This window comes from Streptomyces sp. NBC_00207, assembly GCF_045160965.1.
In the GTDB taxonomy this organism is placed as follows: Bacteria; Actinomycetota; Actinomycetes; order Streptomycetales; family Streptomycetaceae; genus Streptomyces.
The window spans coordinates 5710443-5733611 of record NZ_CP130715.1 but is presented as its reverse complement, the minus strand read 5'-3'; the positions used below and the strand labels follow the sequence as shown (position 1 = coordinate 5733611).

20 protein-coding genes are annotated in these 23169 nt (G+C 72.7%); 5 read left to right on the top strand and 15 right to left on the bottom strand.

The window, feature by feature from the left end:
- Window positions 1-19: 19 nt before the first annotated feature.
- The 5 genes from OG472_RS27235 to OG472_RS27215 form a co-directional block, all read right to left on the bottom strand.
- Window positions 20-1018 carry a hypothetical protein gene (locus OG472_RS27235; protein WP_405831677.1) on the bottom strand — a complete coding sequence of 333 codons (999 nt, stop codon included), beginning with the start codon at window positions 1016-1018 and terminating at the stop codon, window positions 20-22.
- 3 nt (window positions 1019-1021) lie between these two features.
- The gene (locus OG472_RS27230; RefSeq protein WP_405831676.1) at window positions 1022-1411 is read right to left on the bottom strand and encodes a hypothetical protein; all 390 of its coding nucleotides are present in this window, start codon (window positions 1409-1411) and stop codon (window positions 1022-1024) included.
- Window positions 1398-3107, bottom strand: coding sequence for a hypothetical protein (locus tag OG472_RS27225; protein WP_405831674.1), 1710 nt, complete (start codon window positions 3105-3107; stop codon window positions 1398-1400). The genes OG472_RS27230 and OG472_RS27225 overlap by 14 nt, the downstream gene beginning before the upstream one ends.
- Window positions 3108-3240: 133 nt before the next feature.
- Window positions 3241-4230, bottom strand: a complete 990-nt coding sequence (locus OG472_RS27220; protein ID WP_401607229.1) for a malate dehydrogenase — start codon at window positions 4228-4230, stop codon at window positions 3241-3243.
- Window positions 4231-4446: 216 nt separating this feature from the next.
- Window positions 4447-5073 carry a short chain dehydrogenase gene (locus OG472_RS27215; RefSeq protein ID WP_405831672.1) on the bottom strand — a complete coding sequence of 209 codons (627 nt, stop codon included), beginning with the start codon at window positions 5071-5073 and terminating at the stop codon, window positions 4447-4449.
- A 70-nt stretch (window positions 5074-5143) separates the two neighbouring features.
- Between OG472_RS27215 and OG472_RS27210 the strand changes: the two genes are divergently transcribed.
- A complete protein-coding gene (locus OG472_RS27210) occupies window positions 5144-6061 on the top strand; it encodes a LysR family transcriptional regulator (protein WP_405942160.1) in 918 nt (305 codons plus the stop codon).
- Here OG472_RS27210 and OG472_RS27205 read toward each other — a convergent pair.
- On the bottom strand, window positions 6048-6587 hold the full coding sequence (locus OG472_RS27205; RefSeq protein WP_405942159.1) for a DUF3017 domain-containing protein: 540 nt from the start codon (window positions 6585-6587) through the stop codon (window positions 6048-6050). The genes OG472_RS27210 and OG472_RS27205 overlap by 14 nt on opposite strands.
- Window positions 6577-7437, bottom strand: a complete 861-nt coding sequence (locus OG472_RS27200) for a bifunctional methylenetetrahydrofolate dehydrogenase/methenyltetrahydrofolate cyclohydrolase (RefSeq protein WP_401607238.1) — start codon at window positions 7435-7437, stop codon at window positions 6577-6579. Before OG472_RS27200 ends, OG472_RS27205 begins: the two co-directional genes overlap by 11 nt.
- Before the next feature lie 244 nt (window positions 7438-7681).
- Between OG472_RS27200 and OG472_RS27195 the strand changes: the two genes are divergently transcribed.
- The gene (locus OG472_RS27195) at window positions 7682-8329 is read left to right on the top strand and encodes a hypothetical protein (protein WP_401607240.1); all 648 of its coding nucleotides are present in this window, start codon (window positions 7682-7684) and stop codon (window positions 8327-8329) included.
- 83 nt (window positions 8330-8412) lie between these two features.
- Here OG472_RS27195 and purH read toward each other — a convergent pair whose 3' ends face one another.
- Both purH and purN read right to left on the bottom strand, forming a co-directional pair.
- Window positions 8413-10005, bottom strand: coding sequence for a bifunctional phosphoribosylaminoimidazolecarboxamide formyltransferase/IMP cyclohydrolase (purH, locus tag OG472_RS27190; protein ID WP_401607242.1), 1593 nt, complete (start codon window positions 10003-10005; stop codon window positions 8413-8415).
- Window positions 10002-10625, bottom strand: coding sequence for a phosphoribosylglycinamide formyltransferase (gene purN / locus OG472_RS27185; protein ID WP_401607243.1), 624 nt, complete (start codon window positions 10623-10625; stop codon window positions 10002-10004). The genes purH and purN overlap by 4 nt, the downstream gene beginning before the upstream one ends.
- A gap of 245 nt (window positions 10626-10870) precedes the next feature.
- Here purN and OG472_RS27180 point away from each other — a divergent pair, with 245 nt between their 5' ends.
- Window positions 10871-11449, top strand: a complete 579-nt coding sequence (locus OG472_RS27180) for a hypothetical protein (RefSeq protein WP_401607244.1) — start codon at window positions 10871-10873, stop codon at window positions 11447-11449.
- Window positions 11450-11593: 144 nt separating this feature from the next.
- Here OG472_RS27180 and OG472_RS27175 read toward each other — a convergent pair whose 3' ends face one another.
- Window positions 11594-13249 carry a DUF6350 family protein gene (locus OG472_RS27175; protein WP_405942158.1) on the bottom strand — a complete coding sequence of 552 codons (1656 nt, stop codon included), beginning with the start codon at window positions 13247-13249 and terminating at the stop codon, window positions 11594-11596.
- Between the two features lie 119 nt (window positions 13250-13368).
- Here OG472_RS27175 and OG472_RS27170 point away from each other — a divergent pair, with 119 nt between their 5' ends.
- A complete protein-coding gene (locus OG472_RS27170) occupies window positions 13369-14601 on the top strand; it encodes a helix-turn-helix domain-containing protein (RefSeq protein WP_405942157.1) in 1233 nt (410 codons plus the stop codon).
- Between the two features lie 85 nt (window positions 14602-14686).
- On the opposite strand, the gene sucD is transcribed toward OG472_RS27170, so the two are convergent.
- The 4 genes from sucD to OG472_RS27150 form a co-directional block, all read right to left on the bottom strand.
- Window positions 14687-15577, bottom strand: a complete 891-nt coding sequence (sucD, locus tag OG472_RS27165) for a succinate--CoA ligase subunit alpha (RefSeq protein ID WP_362056576.1) — start codon at window positions 15575-15577, stop codon at window positions 14687-14689.
- 21 nt (window positions 15578-15598) lie between these two features.
- Window positions 15599-16777, bottom strand: coding sequence for an ADP-forming succinate--CoA ligase subunit beta (gene sucC, locus OG472_RS27160; protein ID WP_361771006.1), 1179 nt, complete (start codon window positions 16775-16777; stop codon window positions 15599-15601).
- Between the two features lie 292 nt (window positions 16778-17069).
- A complete protein-coding gene (locus OG472_RS27155; RefSeq protein ID WP_405942156.1) occupies window positions 17070-18245 on the bottom strand; it encodes a VWA domain-containing protein in 1176 nt (391 codons plus the stop codon).
- Between the two features lie 135 nt (window positions 18246-18380).
- On the bottom strand, window positions 18381-20639 hold the full coding sequence (locus tag OG472_RS27150; protein ID WP_405942155.1) for a DUF5682 family protein: 2259 nt from the start codon (window positions 20637-20639) through the stop codon (window positions 18381-18383).
- A gap of 167 nt (window positions 20640-20806) precedes the next feature.
- On the opposite strand from OG472_RS27150, the gene OG472_RS27145 reads away from it, so the two are divergent.
- A complete protein-coding gene (locus OG472_RS27145; RefSeq protein WP_401607254.1) occupies window positions 20807-22009 on the top strand; it encodes an RNA-guided endonuclease InsQ/TnpB family protein in 1203 nt (400 codons plus the stop codon).
- An 11-nt stretch (window positions 22010-22020) separates the two neighbouring features.
- On the opposite strand, the gene OG472_RS27140 is transcribed toward OG472_RS27145, so the two are convergent.
- Window positions 22021-23127, bottom strand: coding sequence for an AAA family ATPase (locus OG472_RS27140; protein ID WP_362852019.1), 1107 nt, complete (start codon window positions 23125-23127; stop codon window positions 22021-22023).
- Window positions 23128-23169: the final 42 nt, after the last annotated feature.

Sequence of the window (23169 nt, the reverse complement as noted above, 5' to 3'; positions counted from 1 at the left end):
CGGGTCGCCCGGCGTCCGGTCAGCCGGCCGGCCGGAACGCGGCCAGCGCCGCCGCGTGGTGGTCCTGCGTGACCTGCCACTCGGCGGCGGGGCCGGCGGCCAGCACCGCCCACTTGCCGCCGTCCCCGGCGAAGAAGACCCGTTCGACACCGCGCCGCACCCCGTGCGACTCCTCGTTGTCGTACTGGTAGACGAGCTCCGCCGCCCCGGAACCGCCCTGAACCGCGCCCACGCTGATCTCCTCGTACCCCCGGGTGCCGCCCCGCAGGTAGGTGGAGGCCTGCTTGACCGCGTCGAGCGGGCTGAGCTCCGGCTCCGACACCCGGAAGACCTGGATCAGCGCGGTCCGGTCGGCCGAGCGGTAGAAGACCCCCTCCTTGAGCTCCTCCCGCACCCAGCCGGCCGGGACGGCGATGGTGAAGCCCGACGGGTCCTGCTTGGTCTCGTGGACCCCCGCCCCCGTCCCCGGCCCGGTGCCGGACGGGCTCGGGCCCGGGACCCGGCTCGGGCCGGCGCCGGCCGTCGGGGAGCCGGAGGCGGTGGGTGACGCCGTCCCGGACGGGCCCCCGCCGGACCATGACGGCGTACCCGAGGCCACCGTCCCGTTCTTCTCGCCCGCGCGGTCCGCGCCGTTCGTGTCCCGGGCCAGGAACCACACCGCCCCGCCGCCGATCACGACGGAGGCGACCGCGATCGCCGCCGTCACCGGGGTCCGCCACCGGCCGCCCGACCCGCCGGAGGGCGAGGTGTAACCGGGCGGCGGCGGTACCGGCGGCAGGTACGCCGGGTCGGGGACGTACTGAGGCTGCGGCGCGGTCGGCGCCCCGTACGGGGGCGGGGGCGGCGCCCCGGGCCCGAGCGGGTCGTACGCCGGCGCACCCGGCGGGTGCGACGGCGGAACCGGAGGCATGCCCGGTGGCGGCCCTGCCGGCGGTCCCGCCGGGGCCTGGTCCACCACCCAGCGCTGCGCCTGCGCGTCCCAGCGGCGCGGGCCGGACGGCGGCTGTGCCGGAACCACGGATCAGCCTCCCAGCGCGCCGAGCAGGCTGCCCAGGGCAGCGGCCGCGCTCACCGACTCGACCAGCGGAGCCCACCGCTCCAGCGCTGCGCGCAGCCGGGCGGGCAGGCCGGGCCGGATCGTCTCGGCGCCCTCCAGCTGCTCGGCGATCCCGTCCAGTTCGGCGTCGAGCGCGGTTCTGTCGTCGCCCCGGGGGGCTTCCCGTACGAGCGCCTCGCGCAGGGTGAGCACCGCGTCCAGCAGCTGCGCCGCGTCGGGTGCGCCCGCTGCCGTACCGCCGTGGTGGACGGTGTTGGTGTTGTTGGAGCCGCCGACACTGACCGCGCTGCCGTGGACGCCGCCGATCCACACCCCGGGCTCCGGCCCGCTCCCGCTTCCGCTACCTGTCGCCATGACTCCCCCTGTGTGTGCTGTTGTGATTGCCGCTGCCGCCGACGCTGATCGAGCTGTCGTACGCCGCACCCACGTAGTTCTCGATGTGGATGCTCGCGCGCCGCGCGAACGCCTCGGTGTGCCAGCCGCCTTCGTGCAGGACCAAGGTAATGCCGGCGATGACCCGGTCCTGGATGGTCTTCAAGTACCGGTCGAGGTCCATGAGATGGAACAGCGAGCCGTTGTCCTGCGACGCGAGTACGCGCACCGACGCGCGCGGCCCCTCCGGCCGGGCGCCACCGTGACCGCCGGCCGCGATCCTCACCCAGCTCGCGACGCCGCGGCCCAGGGTGACGAGGGAGGCCGGGAAGGAGCCCGGGATGTGCCGCAGGGCCCAGATCACCTTCCCGAACCGGTTGTTGTTCAGGTACCGGTGGGCGTCCGCGTCCGCGTTGTGGAAGGCGGCGTGGACGGGCAGCAGGACGTGCGGCGCCACCTCCACCATCATCATCCCGCCCTGGGTGTGGACCCGTACGAACACGGTGACGACCATGTTCTCGTCCCAGCCGCCGACCCGGATGCGCAGGAAGTGCCGGCGGCGTTCGCCGCCCTCCTCGATGGCCTCGGCCCGGTGCGTCTCGAAGTCCGCCCGCACGTGCGGTCCTTCGTCGCGGTGTCCCAGCCCGCCGCCCGGCAGGAACACGCACTGGTCGACGACCAGCTCGCGCATCCGGTCCAGTACGGCGGCCTGGGCCTGCGGCGACCCGTGCGGCGAGGGCGCCCGCAGCCGCTCCACCAGGGGCACGACCCCGTCCAGGATGCGGGCGTTGGTGAGCGGCTCCGGCGTGGTGCCTTCGGGCAGGTCCTCGCGGGGGCGCAGTTCGAAGGAATCCTGCCAGGGACGGTACGCCTGACCGGCCCCTGCGAACGGGTCGTTGATGTCGTACATGATCAGCGGCGAGTGCTGCTCGTCGAGGATGCGCCGCCGAACACGGGCGAACCGTACGCCGGGGTCGGCTTCGGCCGGATCGGCCGGCCGGTTGGCGTACCGGTCCCGGCTGAGGTCGTTGGCGATGGTCCGGGCGACGTATCCGCGCTGGAGTCCCACGACGGTGACGACCGCGGCGAAGACCGCCGGCACCCAGCCGATGGCGAATCCGGTCGCCACGCCTCCGATGCCCTGCGAGAAGAGCAGGGCGCCGAGGCCGATCGAGCCGTCCGTGTCGTCGAAGGCGCCGAGCAGGACCAGCCAGATCCCGATGACCAGGACCACGATGACGAGCAGGTTCCACCAGGCGTAGATCCGCACCACGATGGACAGGAGGCGGGCCAGCAGGCCGGACCGGGCCCGGAGCCAGCCGGCGAGGCTCAGCAGCAGGAACGGGAAGAGCAGCACGGCGAGGGCGCCCCCGGTGAGCACGGAGCCCACGAACCAGGCGCCGAGTACGCCGAGCGCCCAGCCGAGTTCGGCGCGGCGGGCGCGGAGGGCGTGGGCGAGGACGCGCGAGGCGTCGAACCCGTAGGAGGGCGCGACGATCCGCTCCTCGTGGACGTACAGCTCCTCGATCACCCGGTCGCGGTAGCCGGCGTCGATGTAGGTGCCCGCGCAGAGGAAGCGGCCGGCCTCGCTGAACGCCGGTTCCACGGGTGGACGGCCGTTGCCGAGGTCGTCCTGCGGTTCGCCTGCGGACTGACGGGGAATCCGGCTCTCGGTCACCGACCGACCTTAGATTTCACTTACATCATGCGACAGGCGTAAACACGCCAAAGCGCCCCGGCCTGGTGGGGCCGGGGCGCTTGGGTCCGCACTTCCCGCCGAGGTGCGAGCGCTCCTCGGCGGGAAGGACGGATCAGATCAGGCCGAGCTCGCGGACCGCGTCGCGCTCCTCCGACAGCTCCTGGACGGAGGCGTCGATGCGGGTGCGGGAGAACTCGTTGATGTCCAGGCCCTGGACGATCTCGTACTTGCCGTCCTTGCAGGTGACGGGGAAGGAGGAGATCAGACCGGCCGGGACGCCGTAGGAGCCGTCCGACGGGATGCCCATCGAGGTCCAGTCGCCCTCGGCGGTGCCGTTGACCCACGTGTGCACGTGGTCGATGGCGGCGTTGGCGGCCGAGGCGGCCGAGGACGCGCCACGGGCCTCGATGATCGCGGCGCCGCGCTTGGCGACGGTCGGGATGAAGGTCTCGCCGAGCCACAGCTCGTCGTTGACGACCTCGGCGGCGTTCTTGCCGGCGATCTCCGCGTGGAAGATGTCCGGGTACTGGGTCGCCGAGTGGTTGCCCCAGATGGTGAGGCGCTTGATGTCGGAGACGGCGGCGCCGGTCTTCTGCGCGAGCTGCGAGATCGCGCGGTTGTGGTCCAGGCGGGTCATCGCGGTGAAGCGCTCGGCCGGTACGTCCGGGGCGGCGGCCTGCGCGATGAGCGCGTTGGTGTTGGCCGGGTTGCCCACGACCAGGACCTTGATGTCGTCCGCGGCGTTCGCGTTGATCGCGGCGCCCTGCGGCTTGAAGATGCCGCCGTTGGCGGAGAGCAGGTCGCCGCGCTCCATGCCCTTGGTGCGCGGGCGGGCGCCCACGAGCAGCGCGACGTTGGCGCCGTCGAAGCCCTGGTTCGGGTCGTCGAAGATGTCGATGCCCTTGAGCAGCGGGAAGGCGCAGTCGTCGAGCTCCATGGCGGTGCCCTCGGCGGCCTTCATGCCCTGGGGGATCTCCAGAAGACGGAGCTTGACCGGCACGTCCGCGCCGAGCAGGTGACCGGAGGCGATGCGGAAGAGCAGCGCGTAGCCGATCTGGCCGGCGGCGCCGGTGACGGTGACATTCACAGGAGTGCGGGTCATGGCCTTCTCCGTTAGACAGCTGGCGGTGGGGCGTCCCTGCCCCATGTGCTGGAGGACGCCGCTCCCCTGTAAATCTTGACGTGAAGAGACATCCGCGGTCAGGCTATCCGACCCGGAAGCGGGCTAACCCCCGGGTCCCTGTGGTGCATGGCACACAAACCCCGCCGTTTCGAAGGCGGAGCCGGTTCCAGGACCCCCGTTCGGCCCCTGTTCCGGCTACTCCACCAGGAAGATCCGGCCCGTCTGGTGGCCCTCGATCGACTTGACGTACGCGTTCGCCGCGCGGGAGACCGGCACCGGGTCGAATCCCGCGAAGGTGTCCCCGTACACGTCGAGGGACTCCTCGAAGACGGTGGGGCTGACGGCGTTGATGCGCTGGCGGCCGGGCAGTTCGATGGCCGCGGCGCGCACGAAGGCCTCGACGGCGCCGTTGGCGAGGGCGGCCACCGCGCCGGTGAGCAGGGGCTCGCGGGCCAGGATGCCGGTGACCAGGGTGTACGAGGCGTGCGCGGGAAGGTGCGCGAGGCCCTGGCGGACCAGCTCGATCTGGCTGACGACCTTCCCTTCGAGGCCGCTGCGGATGTCGTCCGTGCCCAGTTCGCCGAGGGGCCGCCACGGCACGCTGCCGGCCGCGCTCGCCACCGCGTCGATCGCGCCCACCCGTTCGGCCACTTGTGCGTACATGGCCCGGACGGACTCCGGGTCGGTGATGTCCACGGGGACGTCGGCGCCCTTGCGGGAGGCGGTGACGACCTGGTGGCCGCGCTCGCGCAGGGCCGCGTGGACCGCACTGCCGAGGGTGCCGTTCGCTCCGACCAGGAGGACCTTCTGCTTCGCGTTCATGGCACGAGCATCACCCCGCCCCATGATGAAGTCCAGCTACCTCTCCTACAGCAATCATTAAGATGAACTCATGCTTGACGTGAAACGGATGATCATCCTCCGGGACCTGGCGGCACACGGCAAGGTCACCGCCGTCGCCGACCTGCACGCGGTGACCCCCTCCGCCGTCTCCCAGCAGCTGCGCGCGCTGGAGGCCGAGGCCGGGGCCGTCCTCGTCGAGCGGGACGGGCGCGGCCTGCGGCTCACCCCGGCCGGCGCGGCACTGGCGGCCGCCTGCGAGCCGGTACTGGCCGCCCTGGAACGGGCCGAAGGTGCCGTACGGGCCCTCGACGCGGAGCCCGGCGGCGAGCTGGCCGTCGGCTGCGCCCCGAGCGCGCTGGCCACGGTGGCCGCGCCGCTCGTGGCCGAACTCGCCGTACGCCACCCCCGGCTGCGGCCGCGCATCGTGCAGGCCGACCCCGAGGAGGCCGTGCCCCGGCTCCGCGCGCGCCGCCTGGACCTGGCGGTGACCTACGCGTACCCGCTGCTCGGCGCCCCGCCCGCGCCCGGGACCACCGTGGTGCCGCTGTTCGAGGACCCGCTGTGCCTGGCACTGCCGCAGGCCCTGGTCCCCGCCTACGAGCAGGACGGGCTCGCCGCGCTGCGGGACGCCGACTGGGTCTCGGCGCCGGCCCCGAGCAGCTGCCGCGAGATGCTGCTCCACGCCTGCCGCAACGCCGGGTTCACCCCGCGCATCGCGCACGAGTGCGGGGACCTGCGGGCCGGGCTGTGGCTCGTGGCCACCGGGCGGGCCGTGTCGATCCTGCCCAGGCTGCTGTGCGACGCCCCGCCGCCCGGCGCCGCCGTACGGGAGCTGCCGGGGCCGGGGCGGACGCTGGACGTGCAGGTCCGGGCGGGTACGGAGACCCAGCCGGCCATCGCGGCCACCCTGGCCGCACTCACCCGGCTCACCGCGCTCGCCGGACCCGCCGCACTCACCGCACGGTGAAGCGGACCGCGCTCTCCAGGAACGGGATCTCCAGCAGCGGCTTGGGCTCGATCACCAGCGCGAGCAGCGTGATCGCCACGCCCAGCAGCCCGTACGTGATCATGTCCGTGAAGCGGGAGCGCATCGCGAGCATCCCCACCGAGGGCAGCACGCGGCGCAGCACCGAGGCGGCGATCAGGGCCACGCCGATCGCCAGACAGCCGACCTTCGGGTGCCCCAGCGCGGTGGCCAGCAGCCCGGCCGCGGTCGCGGCGAGCACGCTGAGCATCGGCCACTGACGGGCGGGGGTGGACACGGCCCCCGGGACGGCGCGGCCGCTGCCCTCGGGGCGGGCGGTGTCCCGGGTGACGGACGGGAAGCGGCGGGACCGGCGCGCCTCGTCCTCGGGCGCGGCGACCGTGCCGCCCGCGCCCGAGGTGACGGGCGTGCCGGGCGCACCGGCGGTGACGGGCGTGCCGTTCGCCGCGGCCGCGCCACCGCCGCCGGCCGCGCGCCCTGTGTGCTCGCCGTCCCGTTCAGCCTGCACTGGTGGTCCGTTCCGCCGCCTCGACCACGTTGACGAGCAGCTGGGCCCGGGTCATCGGGCCGACGCCGCCCGGGTTCGGGGAGATCCACTCGGCCACCTCGGCCACGCCGGGGTGCACGTCGCCGACGATCTTCCCGTCCTGGTCACGGCTGACGCCCACGTCGAGCACGGCCGCGCCCGGCTTCACGTCCTCCGGCTTGACCAGGTGCGGGACACCGGCCGCGGCGACGATGATGTCCGCCTGGCGCAGCAGCCCGGAGAGGTCGCGCGTACCGGTGTGGCAGAGCGTCACGGTGGCGTTCTCGGACTTGCGGGTGAGCAGCAGGCCGATGGAGCGCCCCACGGTGATCCCGCGGCCGAGGACGACGACGTGTGCGCCGTTGATGCCGACGCCGTGGTGGCGCAGCAGTTCGACGATCCCGTACGGGGTGCAGGGCAGCGGGCCCGGCTCGTTCAGCACCAGTCGGCCGAGCGACATGGGGTGCAGTCCGTCGGCGTCCTTCAGCGGGTCCATCAGCTCCAGGACCCGGTTGGTGTCGATGCCCTTGGGGAGCGGGAGTTGGACGATGTAGCCCGTGCACTCCGGGTTGGCGTTGAGCTCCCGCACGACCGCCTCGATGTCCTCCTGGGAGGCCGTCGCGGGCAGTTCGCGCTGGATGGAGGCGATGCCGACCTCGGCGCAGTCCTTGTGCTTGCCGTTGACGTACCAGCGGCTGCCCGGATCGTCACCGACCAGGAGGGTGCCGAGGCCGGGAGTGACGCCCCGGGCCTTCAGGGACGCCACGCGGGCGGTCAGTTCGGACTTGATCGCGGCGGCTGTGGCCTTGCCATCGAGAATCTGGGCGGTCATGCCCCCATCCTCCCGGATGATGTGGCCCCGGTTCCAGTCAAGGCGCTCACAGGTGTGCAGGGTTCATTGCACTTGCACAACAAGTCACCGGCCGCACCGTAACGAACTGGACAAGCCCTGCCCGCCGGACGACGATGAAACGACTGAGTGCCGCGGGCAGTGCCGGGGGGCGGACCGCACCGTGCAGGATTCCTCCGCGCTCATTGCCGTGCGTCCCCGCACTTCCACGGAGGAACACCCCAAGATGAGCTTCGGCGACCCGCACAATCCGTACGGACAGCAGCCGTCCCAGGCCCCGCAGGGCCAGCCCGGCTACGGCTACCCGCAGCAGGCCCCGCAGGGCGGCTACGCCTACCCGCAGCAGGCACCGCAGGCGTACCCGGGCGGTCCCGTCGGATACCCGGGCGCTCCGGTCCACGAGATGCCCGGCGGCGCGAAGGCGGCCCGCGTCATCCTCTTCGTCGTCGGCGGCCTGCAGGTGCTCGGCGGCCTGTTCTTCATCATCGGCGGCGCCGTGTTCGCCGCAGTGCTGTCGGACTCCACCTACTCCAGCTCCTCCACGGAGGACGCGGGGGCCATCGCCGGCACCCTGGGCGTCGTCATCGGCCTCTTCTTCATCGGCCTGGCCCTGTGGCCGATCCTGACCGCGGCCAAGATGGCCAAGGGCCGGGGCGGCGTCCGCGTCTCCGGCATCATCTACGGATCGCTGCAGGCCCTCTTCGCCGCTCTCGGCCTGCTGGGGAACATGATCGCGCTCAGTGCCGACGAGCACACCCCGGCCGAGTTCGCCGTGATCGCCGCACTGCCGTCCCTGGTCTCCCTCGCCCTCGGCATCACGGTCATCGTGGGCCTCGCGAAGGCGGGCGACTACTTCCGGCGCCCCCGGTACTGAGACCCTCCCGTACACACGCACACGGCGAAGGCCGCGTCCCGCACTGCGGGACGCGGCCTTCGCCGTCGGCCGGGTATCGGCGATCAGTGGAAGAAGTGCCGGGTCCCGGTGAAGTACATGGTCACGCCGGCCTTCCGGGCAGCCTCGACGACCAGCTCGTCACGGACCGAACCGCCCGGCTGGACGACGGCCTTGATGCCCGCGGCCGTGAGGATCTCCAGCCCGTCCGGGAAGGGGAAGAAGGCGTCGGACGCGGCGTACGAGCCCTGCGCGCGCTCGGCGCCCGCCCGCTCGACGGCGAGCTTCGCCGAGTCGACGCGGTTGACCTGGCCCATGCCGACGCCGACCGAGGCGCCGTCCTTGGCGAGCAGGATCGCGTTGGACTTGACGGCCCGGCAGGCCTTCCACGCGAAGGCCAGCTCGGCGAGCTCGGCCTCGGAGAGGGCGTCGCCGGTGGCGAGGGTCCAGTTGGCCGGGTCGTCGCCCTCGGCCTGGAAGACGTCCGACTGCTGGAGCAGCGTGCCGCCCGAGATCGGCTTGAGGTCGCCCGGCTGGTGCGGGGTGCCGTCCACCTTCAGGACGCGGATGTTCTTCTTCTTGGCCAGGATCTCGACCGCGCCGTCCTCGTAGCCGGGGGCGGCGATGACCTCGGTGAAGATCTCCGCGACCTGCTCGGCGAGCTCGACGGTCACCGGGCGGTTGACGGCGATGACGCCGCCGAAGGCCGACAGCGGGTCGCAGGCGTGCGCCTTGCGGTGGGCGGCGGCGACGTCCGCGCCGACCGCGATGCCGCACGGGTTGGCGTGCTTGATGATCGCGACGCAGGGCTCGTCGTGGTCGTAGGCGGCGCGGCGCGCGGCCTCGGTGTCCACGTAGTTGTTGAAGGACATCTCCTTGCCGTGCAGCTGCTCGGCGTTGGCGAGCCCGCCCGGCTGCCCGTCGGTGTAGAGCGCGGCGGCCTGGTGCGGGTTCTCGCCGTAGCGCAGGGTCGACTTGCGCTCCCAGGCGCCCGCGAGGAACTCGGGCAGGACCGCCTCCGGCTCCGGCGCGTACGCGTTCGTGAACCAGGAGGCCACGGCCACGTCGTAGGCGGCGGTGTGCTGGAAGGCCTCGGCCGCCAGGCGCTTGCGGGCGGTGAGGTCGAAGCCGCCGCCCTGGGCCGCGGCGATGACGTCGGCGTACCGCGCGGGGCTGGTGACGACGGCGACCGACGGGTGGTTCTTGGCGGCGGCGCGGACCATCGACGGACCGCCGATGTCGATCTGCTCGACGCACTCGTCGGGAGTGGCACCCGACTGGACGGTGGCCAGGAACGGGTACAGGTTGACGACCACCAGATCGAAGGGCTCCACGCCCAGCTCGGCGAGCTGGTTGCGGTGGTCCTCCAGGCGCAGGTCGGCGAGGATGCCGGCGTGCACGCGCGGGTGCAGGGTCTTGACACGGCCGTCCAGGCACTCGGGGAAGCCGGTCAGCTCCTCGACCTTGGTGACGGGCACCCCGGCCGCGGCGATCTTCGAGGCGGTGGAGCCGGTGGAGACGAGCGCGACGCCCGCCTCGTGCAGGCCGCGGGCCAGCTCTTCCAGTCCCGTCTTGTCGTAGACGCTGATGAGCGCACGCCGGATCGGCCGCTGGGTCGTGGTCGGGTCGTTGCTCGCTGCGATGTCTGCGGCGGTCACTGGATTGTTACCTTTCGTCCCTCAATGCGGTAGCCGTGCCGGGCCAGACGCCCCACGACATCGACGAGCAGCTGGCGCTCGACTTCCTTGATGCGCTCATGGAGAGCGTCTTCGTCGTCCTCGTCCCGGACCTCGACCACACCCTGGGCGATGATCGGACCGGTGTCCACGCCGCTGTCCACGAAGTGGACCGTGCAGCCGGTGACCTTCGCGCCGTAGGCGAGCGCGTCCCGTACGCCGTGGGCGCCGGGGAAGGCGGGGAGGAGGGCGGGGTGGGTGTTGATGAACCGGCCGCCGAAGCGGTCGATGAACTCCTTGCCCACGATCTTCATGAACCCGGCCGACACGACGAGGTCCGGAGCGTGGGCGTCGGTCGCCTCCGTCAGGGCTACGTCCCACTCCGCGCGGCTCGCGTAGTCCTTCACCGGGCAGACGAAGGTGGGGATCCCGGCCTTCTCCGCCCGCTCCAGGCCGGCGATGCCCTTGCGGTCGGCCCCCACGGCGACGACTTCGGCACCGAAGCCCTCGGATCCGCCGGGGTGGGCGTCGATGGCATCGAGCAGGGCCTGGAGGTTGGTGCCGGAGCCGGAGACCAGCACGACCAGGCGGGAGGCGGCCATGGGAGGCCCTTTCTCGCGGGAATTGCGGTGTTCGTCTTTGTGTGGTCATACGAAACTTCGGGGTACCGATATACGGGGAACCATACGAAGCCACCGACCGCCTGCAACGATACCGGCACACCGGACGGCCCCCGAGGGACGGGGGGACGGCCGGGCGGTAGCGTCTGGCGTACAAGCCGCAAACTGGCCTCACCTCGCCACGACGTCGCCACGACGTCCATGACACAGGGGAAGAAACACACCCGATGCCGGACCGCCGCCAGCCCGACTCCCCCACCGACGACAACCCCTTCGCGGCTCCGCCGGAAGGCCGGCCCGACCAGCCCTGGCAGCCGCGCAGCGGCGGTGACGGCGGGAACGGGGAGGGCCCGGGGGATTCCGACGGCCGCCGGGGCCCGGCGCGCTGGGACCCGACCGACCCGATCCAGCGCCGCGCCCGCTATGCGCTGCTGGCCGGCATGTGGGGCTTCTTCTTCGGGATCTTCGGCATCCCGTCGGTGGGCCTGCTGCTGGGTGCGCTCGCCCTGTACTGGGGCATCAGCGCCCTGCGCGGCAAGCCCGCGGCGGCAACCGGTGAGCCGGGCGCCCCGACGGGCCTGGACGCCCTGGGACCGGCGGCCCGCCCCCAGCGCACGGCGGCGGTGAGCGGCCTGGTCACGGCCTCGCTGGCGATCCTGCTGGCGATGAGCTCGTACGGGCTGCAGCTCGCGTACAAGGACTTCTACGTCTGCCGCGACGACGCCCTCACGAGCGCGGCGGAACTCCAGTGCAACACCCTCCTCCCGGACAACGTGATCGGCGACGTCCTGAAGGTCCGCCAGTAGCCTCGCCGCACCAATTTCAGCCCCGCCGGCGTTTGAGGCGCGGGGCCCGGGGCAGAGCCCCGGTCCTCGGCTCCGCCGTCACATTCCAGCCCCGCCGGCGTTTGAGGCGCGGGGGTCTGGGGGCGGAGCCCCCGGCAGCCGGGCCTAGGCGGGCGGCTTCCGCCGGGCCAGCACCCGCGCCCCCACGACCGGCGGAGCCATCGGCACGTCGACCGGTTTCGCCGCGATCAGGATCGGCGTCAGATCCAGCCCGCGCCCCGACACGACGGTCACCGCCCGGGGCGCCCGCGCAACAGGAGCCTCAGCAGCGGCCGGAGCCAAGGGAGTCACGGGAGCCGGGGCAATCGGGGGAGCCGAGGCAGTCGGGGGAACCAGCGGAGCCGCCGGAGGCACCGGCGGGGACGCGCCCGCCCCGATCTCCGGAATCAGCGTGCCCGCAGCCCTCCGCATCGCGGCCCACCGAACCTCCCGTACGCCACTGTCGTGCCACCGGTCGTCCACCACCTCGTCCACGTCCAGCGCGGACAGCGCGTCGAGCGCGGCCAGCCCTCTGGCCGGCCGGTTCCGCCACGCATGCACCGCCACCGCCACCGGCACCGCCAGCAGCAGCGTCCACGCGCAGGCCGCCGCCCCGGTGGCCCACCACACCGGCCCGAAGTCGGACAGCCGCCGCGAACCCAGCGGCCCCGCCGAGGCCGCCGCGAGCCCGGTCATCACCAGCCCGCAGACCACTGCGCCCAGCGCCGCCGTGAGCGCGGTCTCCCCGTACGAGACCTCGCGCGCCCGCCGGACCGCGAACCAGCCCACCGCCAGCCCGGCGACCACCGGCACTCCGGCGGCCGCCCAGGTCAGCGGGGTCCCGGGCCCCTCGGGCGGGAGCGCCGCCAGCAGCGGGAACCGCGGCAGCCCGGGCTGGCTCGTGAAGCCGAGGGGCGTGGCCGTGGCGCCGGCGCCGAGGGCGAAGCCGGGCCCGAGGGCGTAGGCCGCGCCCCAGACGGTGGCGTTCGGCATCAGCGCGAGTGCGAGCAGCAGGACCGCGAACCGGCCCGACCACACCCCGGTCAGCGACAGGAACGAGGTCTGGACCTCAGCGCCGTGCCAGGCGAGCGAGGCGCCGACGAGCAGCGCGCCGCCGCCCAGCAGGACCAGCGCCCCGCCCGCCCCGGCACGCAGCGCCAGCGCGTACCGGGGGCGCGCGACGGCCCTTCGTACGCCCTCTGGCACCCAGGACGGCAGCGGTCCGAGCGGCCGCCCCCTGGCCCCCCACACCCCGCCCAGGGCGGCGAGCACGGCGACCAGCGGGACGTGCCAGGCCGCGCTGATCGGGTCGGCCGGCATGGGGCCGCCGGCTGCGTAGACCGTGGCGAGGGCCCCGACGGCGAGGTATCCGCAGAGCACGGCAGAGAACACGGCGCCGGCCGGCAGTACCTCCTCGTCCTCCTCCGACGCGCTCCCCAGCCGGGCGGCCCGCCGCATGAGGAGCACGGGCAGCGCGACGAGGAGCAGCGGCGTCAGGCCGACGGGCGCGGGCACGCCGGAGAGCGTCTCGTACCGCACCAGCTCGGTCCCGTGGGCGAGCAGCCACAGTCCGGCGGCGAGGTGCAGGGCCCCGCCGGGGCCGCTGTCGGGGTAGGGGGAACTGATCCACAGCACGATGACGAGCACGGCGAGGAAGCCGAGCCCGAGTCCGGCCGCCACGGCGCCGCCCGCCACGCATGCTGCGGCGGCGGGCGAGCGGCGCCGCGCACCGGCGTGCGGGGCCGCCGGCAACGAGGTCCCGCGTTCGGTCACTTGGGTCACCCCGCCATGGTGCCAACGACACGCGCTATGGGCGGGTAACAGGCGAATGTCCGTGGTGTCGCTCAATATACGTTTATGTACTTTTTCGTCCAGGGCGGTCGGGTCGCGGGGAGTGTGGCATGACCGGAAGCGTCGAGACGACCTCCTCATCGGCCTCGGAGCTGGGCCTGCCCGCCCCCGAGGAGCGGCGCCGACTGCGCGAAGCGGCGAATCTGACGCACGAGCAGGTCGCGGAGGCGGTGGGCGTCACCGCGACGACGGTCCGCTCCTGGGAAACGGGCCGCACGGACCCCCGCGGCCGCAACCGCGAGGCGTACGCGGCGTTCCTGACCGCCCTGGCGGCGCCTGCGACCGCCCCGGAGCAGGCCGACACCACGTCAGACGGGCCTGCCGGTAGGGCATCCGAGGCCGGGACGCCCCGAACGGCGCAGACGGCGCAGACGGCGCAGACGGCGCAGACGGCGGCAGCGGACGCGCCCACCGCGCCCGCCGAGGCCTCCGCCGAGGACTCCGCAGGGGTTCCGGCAGCAGGCCCGGCAAGGGGCCCGGCCGCGGACTTCGACGCCCTCTACGACCACGCCGCCCCCGCCCTGGCCCGGCAGACCTACCTGCTCACCGGCCGCCGGACCCTCGCCCTGAAGGCCGTGGAGCGCGCGTTCACCCGCGCCTGGGCCCGGTGGCCCGAGGTGGCGACCGACCCGGATCCGGTGGGCTGGGTGCGCGCGGTCGCGTACGACTACGCCCTCTCCCCCTGGCACCGGTTCCGGCGCGCCCACCGCCGGCAGGACGCCCGCCCCGCCGATCCCGCCGACCGCATCCTGCTCGATGCCGTGCTCGCGCTGCCCACGCGCCACCGCCGTACCGTCATGCTCTACGACGGGGTCGGCCTCGACCTGCCCGACACCGCCGCCGAGACCGAGGCCAGCACCCCCACCGCCGGCATCCGCCTCGTGCGCGCGCACGCCGACCTCGCCGGCCGGATCCCCGAGCTGGCCGAGGTACCGCCCGAGAAGCAGTCCGCCCTGCTGCGCGACCTGTTCACCACGCTGCGGCCGGCCGCTCCGCTCGACCCGCGCCCGGCGGCGGCCGTCCGGGGCGGGGGCGAGCGGCGCGTACGGCTGTGGAGCCGCGGGGCCCTCGGGCTGACCGCGGTGATCGCCACCGCGACCGGCTACACCGCGGTGACCGCGGCCGACCACTACGAGCCCCCGCAGGCACCCGGCCAGAGCGTCTCCGGCGTGCCGCCGCTGAGCGGCCCCCAGCAGCTCACGGTGCGGAGCCGGCAACTGCACGACAAGCTGCGCGCCGACCCGGAGGCCGGGCCGGCCAGGATCGCCCCGAAGAGCGAATGAGAACGGGCGTGGCCCGCACCCATCGAGGGGTGCGGGCCACGCCCGTGCATCCGTACATCCGTACGTGTGACCGTACGGGGACTGCTTACTGAGCGGCGTTCAGGATCTCGCGCGCCAGCTTCGCGGTCTCGGTCGGCGTCTTGCCGACCTTGACACCGGCGGCCTCGAGGGCTTCCTTCTTGGCCTGTGCGGTGCCCGAAGAACCCGAGACGATGGCGCCGGCGTGGCCCATGGTCTTGCCCTCGGGGGCGGTGAAGCCCGCGACGTAACCGACGACCGGCTTGGTGACGTTCTTCGCGATGAAGTCCGCCGCACGCTCCTCGGCGTCGCCGCCGATCTCGCCGATCATGACGATCAGCTCGGTGTCCGGGTCGGCCTCGAAGGCCTCCAGGGCGTCGATGTGCGTGGTGCCGATGACCGGGTCGCCACCGATGCCGACGGCGGAGGTGAAGCCGATGTCGCGCAGCTCGTACATCATCTGGTAGGTCAGCGTGCCGGACTTGGACACGAGACCGATCTTGCCGGGCTTGGTGATGTCGCCCGGGATGATGCCGGCGTTGGACTGGCCGGGGGTGATCAGACCCGGGCAGTTCGGGCCGATGATCCGGGTCTTGTTGCCCTTGGCGGTCGCGTACGCCCAGAAGGCGGCGGAGTCGTGCACCGCGATGCCCTCGGTGATGACGACGGCCAGCGGGATCTCGGCGTCGATCGCCTCGACCACGGCGGCCTTGGCGAAGGCCGGCGGGACGAAGAGGACGGAGACGTTGGCGCCCGTCTTCTCCATCGCCTCGGCGACGGAGCCGAAGACCGGGACCTCGGTGCCGTCGAAGTCGACGGTGGTGCCGGCCTTGCGCGGGTTCACGCCGCCGACGATGTTGGTGCCGTCAGCCAGCATCAGCTTGGTGTGCTTCATGCCCGTGGCACCGGTCATGCCCTGGACGATGACCTTGCTGTCCTTGTTGAGGAAGATAGCCATGTGAGTCTGTGACCTCTGCCCTTACTTCGCAGCCGCGAGCTCGGCGGCCTTGTCGGCCGCGCCGTCCATGGTGTCCACGCGCTGCACCAGCGGGTGGTTGGCGTCCGAGAGGATCTTGCGACCCAGCTCGGCGTTGTTGCCGTCGAGACGGACGACGAGGGGCTTGGTGACCTCTTCGCCCTTGTCCTTCAGCAGCTGCAGCGCCTGGACGATGCCGTTGGCGACCTCGTCACAGGCGGTGATGCCACCGAAGACGTTGACGAAGACGGACTTGACGTCCGGGTCGCCGAGGATGATCTCGAGACCGTTGGCCATGACGGCGGCGGAGGCGCCACCGCCGATGTCCAGGAAGTTGGCGGGCTTGACGCCACCGTGGTTCTCGCCGGCGTAGGCGACGACGTCGAGGGTGCTCATGACGAGACCCGCGCCGTTGCCGATGATGCCGACCTCACCGTCGAGCTTGACGTAGTTGAGGTTCTTCGCCTTGGCGGCGGCCTCGAGCGGGTTCGCGGCCGCGTGGTCCACGAACTCCTCGTGACCCGGCTGGCGGAACTCGGCGTTCTCGTCGAGCGAGACCTTGCCGTCGAGCGCGATGACGTCGCCGTTGGCGACCTTCGCGAGCGGGTTGACCTCGACGAGGAGCGCGTCCTCGGCGATGAAGGTCGCCCACAGGGTCACGAGTACCTCGGCGACCTTCTCCGCGACCTCGGCCGGGAACTGCGCCAGCGCGACGATCTCGCGGGCCTTCTCGATGGTCACGCCCTCGTTGGCGTTCACCGGGACCTTGGCGAGCTTCTCCGGGGTCTCCTCGGCGACCTGCTCGATGTCCATGCCGCCCGCGACCGACGCCATGGCGAGGAAGGTGCGGTTGGTGCGGTCGAGGAGGTACGAGACGTAGTACTCCTCGAGGATCTCGGGAGCCGTCTCGGCGATCATCACCTTGTGGACCGTGTGGCCCTTGATGTCCATGCCGAGGATGTCCGTCGCCCGGGCGACGGCCTCGTCCGGGGTGGCGGCCAGCTTCACGCCGCCGGCCTTGCCGCGGCCGCCGACCTTCACCTGCGCCTTGACGACCGACTTGCCGCCCAGCCGCTCGGTGGCCTCGCGAGCCGCCTCAGGCGTGTCGATGACTTCACCGGCCAGCACCGGTACACCGTGCTTGGCGAAGAGGTCCCTCGCCTGGTACTCGAACAGGTCCACGCGCGTCCGTCCCTTGTCTTTTTTAAAGATTCGCAGTGATTCGCGGTTGTCTGCTATCTGCGTGGGCGTGCCGCGGAGGGCAACGTGACGGCGCTGTCACAAGGAAGGCGCACACGGTGACCGTGGACGCGGCATGTCCGTCCCGCAGGTTATCCCCGCAGGCCGTAGGTCCCTAAATCGCAGATCACACCTGAGCGGTGATACCTGTCACAGATCGCCTCACGGTTGAACTGGAAGTTCGTGTGTTTCACCGATTCACACGCAGGGCCGGGACGGGGCCGCAGCCGGGCCGTCAGGGGGTCGGCAGGGGCCGCTTCTCCAGCGCCGCGGCCATGACCTCCGGGAACAGGTCGGGGGTGCAGGCGAAGGCCGGTGCGCCGAGCGCCGCAAGGGCGGCGGCGTGCTCGCGGTCGTAGGCCGGGGCTCCCTCGTCGGACAGCGCCAGCAGGGTCACGAACTCGACCCCCGCCCCCTTCATGGCGGCGACCCGCTTGAGCATCTCGTTGCGGATGCCGCCCTCGTAGAGATCACTGATCAGGACGACGACGGTGTCGGCGGGCCGGGTGATCTTCGACTGGCAGTAGGCGAGGGCGCGGTTGATGTCGGTGCCGCCACCCAGTTGGGTGCCGAAGAGGACGTCGACCGGGTCGTCGAGCTGATCGGTGAGGTCCACGACGGCGGTGTCGAAGACGACGAGCCGGGTCGCGATCGAGCGCATCGAGGCCAGCACCGCGCCGAAGACGGAGGCGTAGACGACGGAGGCCGCCATCGAACCCGACTGGTCGATGCAGAGGATCACCTCCTTCTTCACCGATTGCGCCGCACGGCCGTACCCGATCAGCCGCTCGGGGACGACGGTCCGGTACTCGGGCAGGTAGTTCTTGAGGTTGGCCCGGATCGTGCGGTTCCAGTCGATGTCGTGGTGGCGGGGGCGGCTGATCCGCGCGGACCGGTCGAGGGCGCCGGTCAGCGTCGCCCGGGTCCTGGCCGCGAGCTTCTTCTCCAGCTGCTCGACCACCTTGCGGACGACGGCCCGCGCCGTCTCCTTCGTCGTCTCGGGCATGGCCTTGTTCAGCGAGAGCAGTGTGCCCACGAGGTGTACGTCCGGCTCGACGGCCTCCAGCATCTCCGGTTCCAGCAGCAGCGTGGACAGACCGAGCCGCTCGATCGCGTCGCGCTGCATCACCTGCACCACCGAGCTGGGGAAGTACGTACGGATGTCCCCGAGCCAGCGCGCCACGTTCGGCGCGGACCCGCCGAGCCCCGCCGACCGCGCACCCGATCCCTTGCGGGACCCCCCGTCGCCGCCGTACAGCGCGCCGAGCGCGGCGTCCATCGCAGCATCCCGCCCGCCCAGCGCACACCCGGTCCCGTCGGCCTCACCCCCGCCCAGCACCATCCGCCACCGCCGCAACCGCTCGCCTCCGGCCCGGTCCGCGGTGTCCTGCGCCCTGTCCGTACCGTTCATCCGCCTGTCCCCCACTCGTCGTATCCACTGCCACTTCCAGCCCGGCCGCACCATCCGGCCCCGCCGCACCAATCCAGCCCCGCCGGCGTTTGAGGCGCGGGGTCCGGGGCGGAGCCCCGGCAACGGCGCCGCGCGTTACCCGGCGAGCAGCATCCGCACCAGCCCCACCACCGCATCCGCCCGCACGGGATCCAGCTCGGGCCCGAAACCCGCAGGTGCCAAGCCCGGCACGGCAGCCGCGGAACCGCCCGGCCCCCGCCGCACCAGCTCGCCCAGGCTCCGCTTCACCCCCGGCTCGTACGCCCCGAAGGTCCTCCGCAGCAGCGGGAGTACGTCGGTGAAGGCCCGCTCCGGCACCCCCACCAGCCAGGTGTCGATGAGCCCCAGCAGCCGGTCGTCGTGGACCAGCAGCGTGCCCCCGCCCGAACTCCCGCCCGCGAAGCCCTCGATCCAGCCCGCCGCGTCGGCCGGAGGGGTGGCCGGGGACAGCGCGAGCCCCATCAGCCGCGCCGTCTCCTCGGCCGGCAGCCGCCCGTCGTCGAGGAGCAGTCTGGCCGCCCGGCCACGGATGACGCCCGGCACGGTGTCCCGGCCGGCCAGCGTCCACAGCACCGCGGACCAGCGCTCCCGCAGCCCCTCGTCGGCGTCGGCCAGCAGCGCCACCGCCCCGTGCACCCCGTCCACGTGGCCCCGCAGCTCCGCCGCCGCGTCGGCGTCCAGGCCGGCCGCGCAGGCCGGCGGCAGCGCCACGCATATCCGCTCGGCGAGCCCGGCCGCCACCACGGCGAGCGCGGTCGCGTCGGTGCCGCGCACGTCCCCGTACCGCAGCGAACGGGCCAGCGCGGGCAGGGCCTTGGCGAGGCGCGCCACGTCGGTGTCCAGTGCGGCCCGGTCCGCGAGGGCCCGCAGTACGGCTGGCAGCGCCTGCGACAGCCCGGCCAGCAGGCACCGCTCGGCGAGCGCCGTCACCTCGCCCAGCTCCTCGGCTCCGGCCGCGTCGGCCTCGGCCTTGGCGGTGGCCGCCGCCAGGACCGTGGTGCCCCAGATCCCGGCCTCGGCGACCCGCACCGACAGTTCGGGCTCCCACCGCAGCCGCCACGTCTCCCGGAAGGTCCCGGTGCTGCCGCGGGAGGCGGTCGGGGTGCCCCATCCGATGCCGAGCAGCCGCAGCCGGTGCAGCAGCAGGGACTTCGCCGCGTCGGTGTCCTTGCGCAGGTCGAGTTCCAGTTCGCGGTCCTGCGCCTCGGCCTTGAGCCGCAGCGAGCGCTGCTGCCGCGTCAGGTCCCGCTGGAGCGGTACGACGGGCGCCGCGTCCGGGACCTCGCCGAGCACGTCGCCGACCACCAGGCGGTCCTCGATCAGCGCGAGCGGTATGTCGGAGCCGTCGCACATCACCGCCCGGACCGCTTCGAGGGTCTCCGTCAGGCCGGGCAGCGGCCGTCCCCGCATCGCGGCCAGGGTGTCGGCCAGCCGGACCGCCTCGATGACGTGCGCCGAGGAGACCTGCCGGTCCTCCGCGCGCAGCAGGCCGGCGACCTTGGTCAGCCACCGCTCGACGGGCCGGTCCCGGGCCTCGAAGAGGTGGGCGTACCAGCCGGGCGAGGTGATCCCCGCGCCGTACCCGCCGGCCCGGGCGAGCCGGCGGTGGGTCCACGGCACCCAGGTGGTCTCCACCTTGACCTTCGGCAGGCCGCTCAGCAGTGCCCTGTCCGCGGCCACGGTGGTCTTCGCCCGCAGGGCCGGGACGTGCCAGGCCCCGCACACCACGGCGTACGCGTCGCCGAACTCCCGGCGGGCGGCCCGCATCCGCTGCCGCATGTACGCCTCGCGCACGAGGTCGCGGTGGTGGCCGCCGTCGCCGTACGCCTCGCGCAGGGCTCCCATGGCCTCCCCGAGCGCCTCGAACGCGCCGAGCACCTCCTCGGGCCCGCCCCCGGTGCCCCGGTGCTCGACGACGTCCTCCCACCAGCGCTCGGGGTCGTCGTACCCGGCGGTCTCGGCCAGCACCGCGAGGGGGTCCACCCTGACCGCGTCGGGCTCTTCGTGGTCCGCATCCGGCTCGGCGGCCAGCGAGTGCGCGGCCGGCAGGTCCATGAACCGCACCGGTACGCCGGCCTGCTGCGCCCAGCGGATCGCCACCCACTCCGGGGAGAAGCCGGCCAGCGGCCAGAACGCGGCCCGGCCGGGGTCGTCCGCGGCGTGCGCGAGCAGCGCCACGGGCGGCCGCATCCCGGGGTCGGCGGCCAGCGCGAGCAGCCCGTCCCCCTCGGGCGGCCCCTCGATCAGCACGGCCGCCGGGCGGGCCGCGTCCAGCGCGGCCCGCACAGCGCGGGCCGAGCCGGGCCCGTGGTGCCGCACCCCCAGCAGCAGCGGGCCCTGCGGGCTCGGGCTCATCTGGATCTCCTTGTGTGGGAATCGTAGGAACTGGATGTAGCCAGGGACGGAAACGCATCCTCGGCTCGGATCCACGCAGCAGCCAGGTGTCGCTGCGTGGCGCTGTGCCCCAGGCTTGTGTTCGTGTCTTGACCGCCCCTAGCGTCCTGGGCGTGGGAGCTTCTTCCGTGAAACGGGCATTCAAGTACCGCTTCTATCCGACCAATGCGCAGGCAGCTGAGCTGTGCCGGACATTCGGGTGTGTGCGCAAGGTCTACAACCTCGCCCTCGCTGCTCGCGCTGAGACACGGGCCGCGGGCGAGCAACAGGTGAGCTACGGGCAGACGTCGGCGATGCTCACTGCGTGGAAGAAGACCGAGGAACTGGCCTATCTGGCCGAGGTTTCCTCGGTTCCGCTCCAGCAAGCCCTCAGACACTTGCAGAGTGCGTTCACAAAGTTCTGGGGGAAGCGGTCGAAGTACCCCCGCTTCAAGTCGAAGCGGAAGTCCCGCGCCTCGGCCGAGTACACGCGCAGCGCGTTTCGCTACAGGGACGGCCGACTGACCCTCGCGAAGATGACCGAGCCGCTGGACATCGTGTGGTCCCGCCCCCTGCCTGCTGGTGTGGAGCCGACCACCGTCACGGTGTCCCGCGACAGCGCGGGGCGCTGGTTCGTTTCCCTGCTCTGCGAGGACGCCCCCGCCCCGATGCCGGTCACCGCGAACGTGGTGGGCATTGATGCCGGGCTGACAGCCCTGGTCACCCTCTCCACCGGGGAAAAGGTCGAGAACCCGAAGCACGAACTCCGGGACCGGGAGCGCTTGGCCCGCGCCCAGCGGGCGTTGTCGCGCAAGGAGAAGGGCAGCAAGAACCAAGCCAAAGCCCGCACGCGGGTGGCGAGCATTCATGCCCGGATCGCCGATCGCCGAAGGGACCACCTGCACAAGCTGACGACTCGACTCGTGCGCGAAAACCAAACGCTCGTGATCGAGGACTTGACCGTCCGCAACCTGCTCAAGAGCCGCAAGCTCGCCCGTGCCATCAGCGACGCGGCATGGCGTCAGCTCCGGTCCATGCTGGAGTACAAGACGGCCTGGTACGGGCGCGAGCTGATCACCGTTGACCGGTGGTTTCCCAGCACGCACCTGTGCTCGGCCTGCGGGGCCATCGCCGACAAGATGCCCCTGAACGTCCGTGCGTGGACGTGCGAAGGCTGCGGGACGGTCCATGACCGGGACGTCAACGCCGCTGTGAATCTTCTTGCCGCCGGGCTGGCGGTTGCTGCCTGTGGAGCGGGTGTAAGACCTCATCGGGAGTCCTCCTCTCGGTCGGGGCGGTCCGTGGTGAAGCAGGAAGTCCCACCCGTGAGGGTGGAATACCTCTCCCGCTAGGGAGAGCAAAGTCAAACCGTCACCTCCCGGCAGGCCCGGTAGAAGTCCTTCCAGCCGTCGCGCTCGCGGACCACGGCCTCCAGGTACTCCTGCCAGACCACCTTGTCGGCGGCCGGGTCGCGGACCACGGCGCCGAGGATCCCGGCGGCCACGTCGGAGGGGCGCAGCACGCCGTCCCCGAAGTGGGCGGCGAGGGCCAGGCCGCCGGTGACGACGGAGATGGCCTCGGCGGTGGACAGCGTGCCGCTGGGCGACTTCACCTTCGTGCGGCCGTCGCCGGTGACCCCGTCGCGCAGCTCGCGGAAGACGGTGACGACGCGGCGGATCTCCTCCAGGCCTTCGGGCGCGGCCGGCAGGTCGAGGGCGCGGCCCATCTGGTCGACCCGGCGGGCGACGATGTCGACCTCGGCGTCGGCGCTGGCGGGCAGCGGCAGCACGACGGTGTTGAAGCGGCGGCGCAGCGCGCTGGAGAGTTCGTTGACCCCGCGGTCGCGGTCGTTGGCGGTGGCGATGAGGTTGAAGCCGCGCACGGCCTGTACCTCTTCGCCGAGCTCCGGTATCGGCAGCGTCTTCTCGGACAGGACGGTGATGAGGGTGTCCTGGACGTCGGCGGGGATGCGGGTGAGCTCCTCGACGCGGGCGGTCATGCCCTCGGCCATGGCCCGCATGACGGGGCTGGGGACGAGGGCCTCGCGGCTGGGGCCGTGGGCGAGGAGCCGGGCGTAGTTCCAGCCGTACCGGATGGCTTCCTCGGGGGTGCCGGCGGTGCCCTGGACGAGGAGGGTGGAGTCTCCGCTGACGGCGGCGGCGAGGTGTTCGGACACCCAGGTCTTGGCGGTGCCGGGGACGCCGAGCAGGAGCAGGGCGCGGTCGGTGGCCAGGGTGGTGACGGCGACTTCGACGATGCGGCGCGGTCCGACGTACTTGGGTGTGATGACCGTGCCGTCGTCGAGCGTGCCGCCCTGCAGGTACGTGGCGACGGCCCAGGGGGAGAGCTTCCAGCGGGCCGGGCGGGGCCGGTCGTCGGCGGCCGCGAGGGCTTTCAGTTCGTGTGCGAAGGCGTCTTCGGCGTGCGGTCGCAGCGCTTCGGCCGGGCGTTCGTTCTCGGGCGTGGTCATGGTCCCCCTCCAAGGCTCGGCAGCCGCTTCCGACTGCTGCAT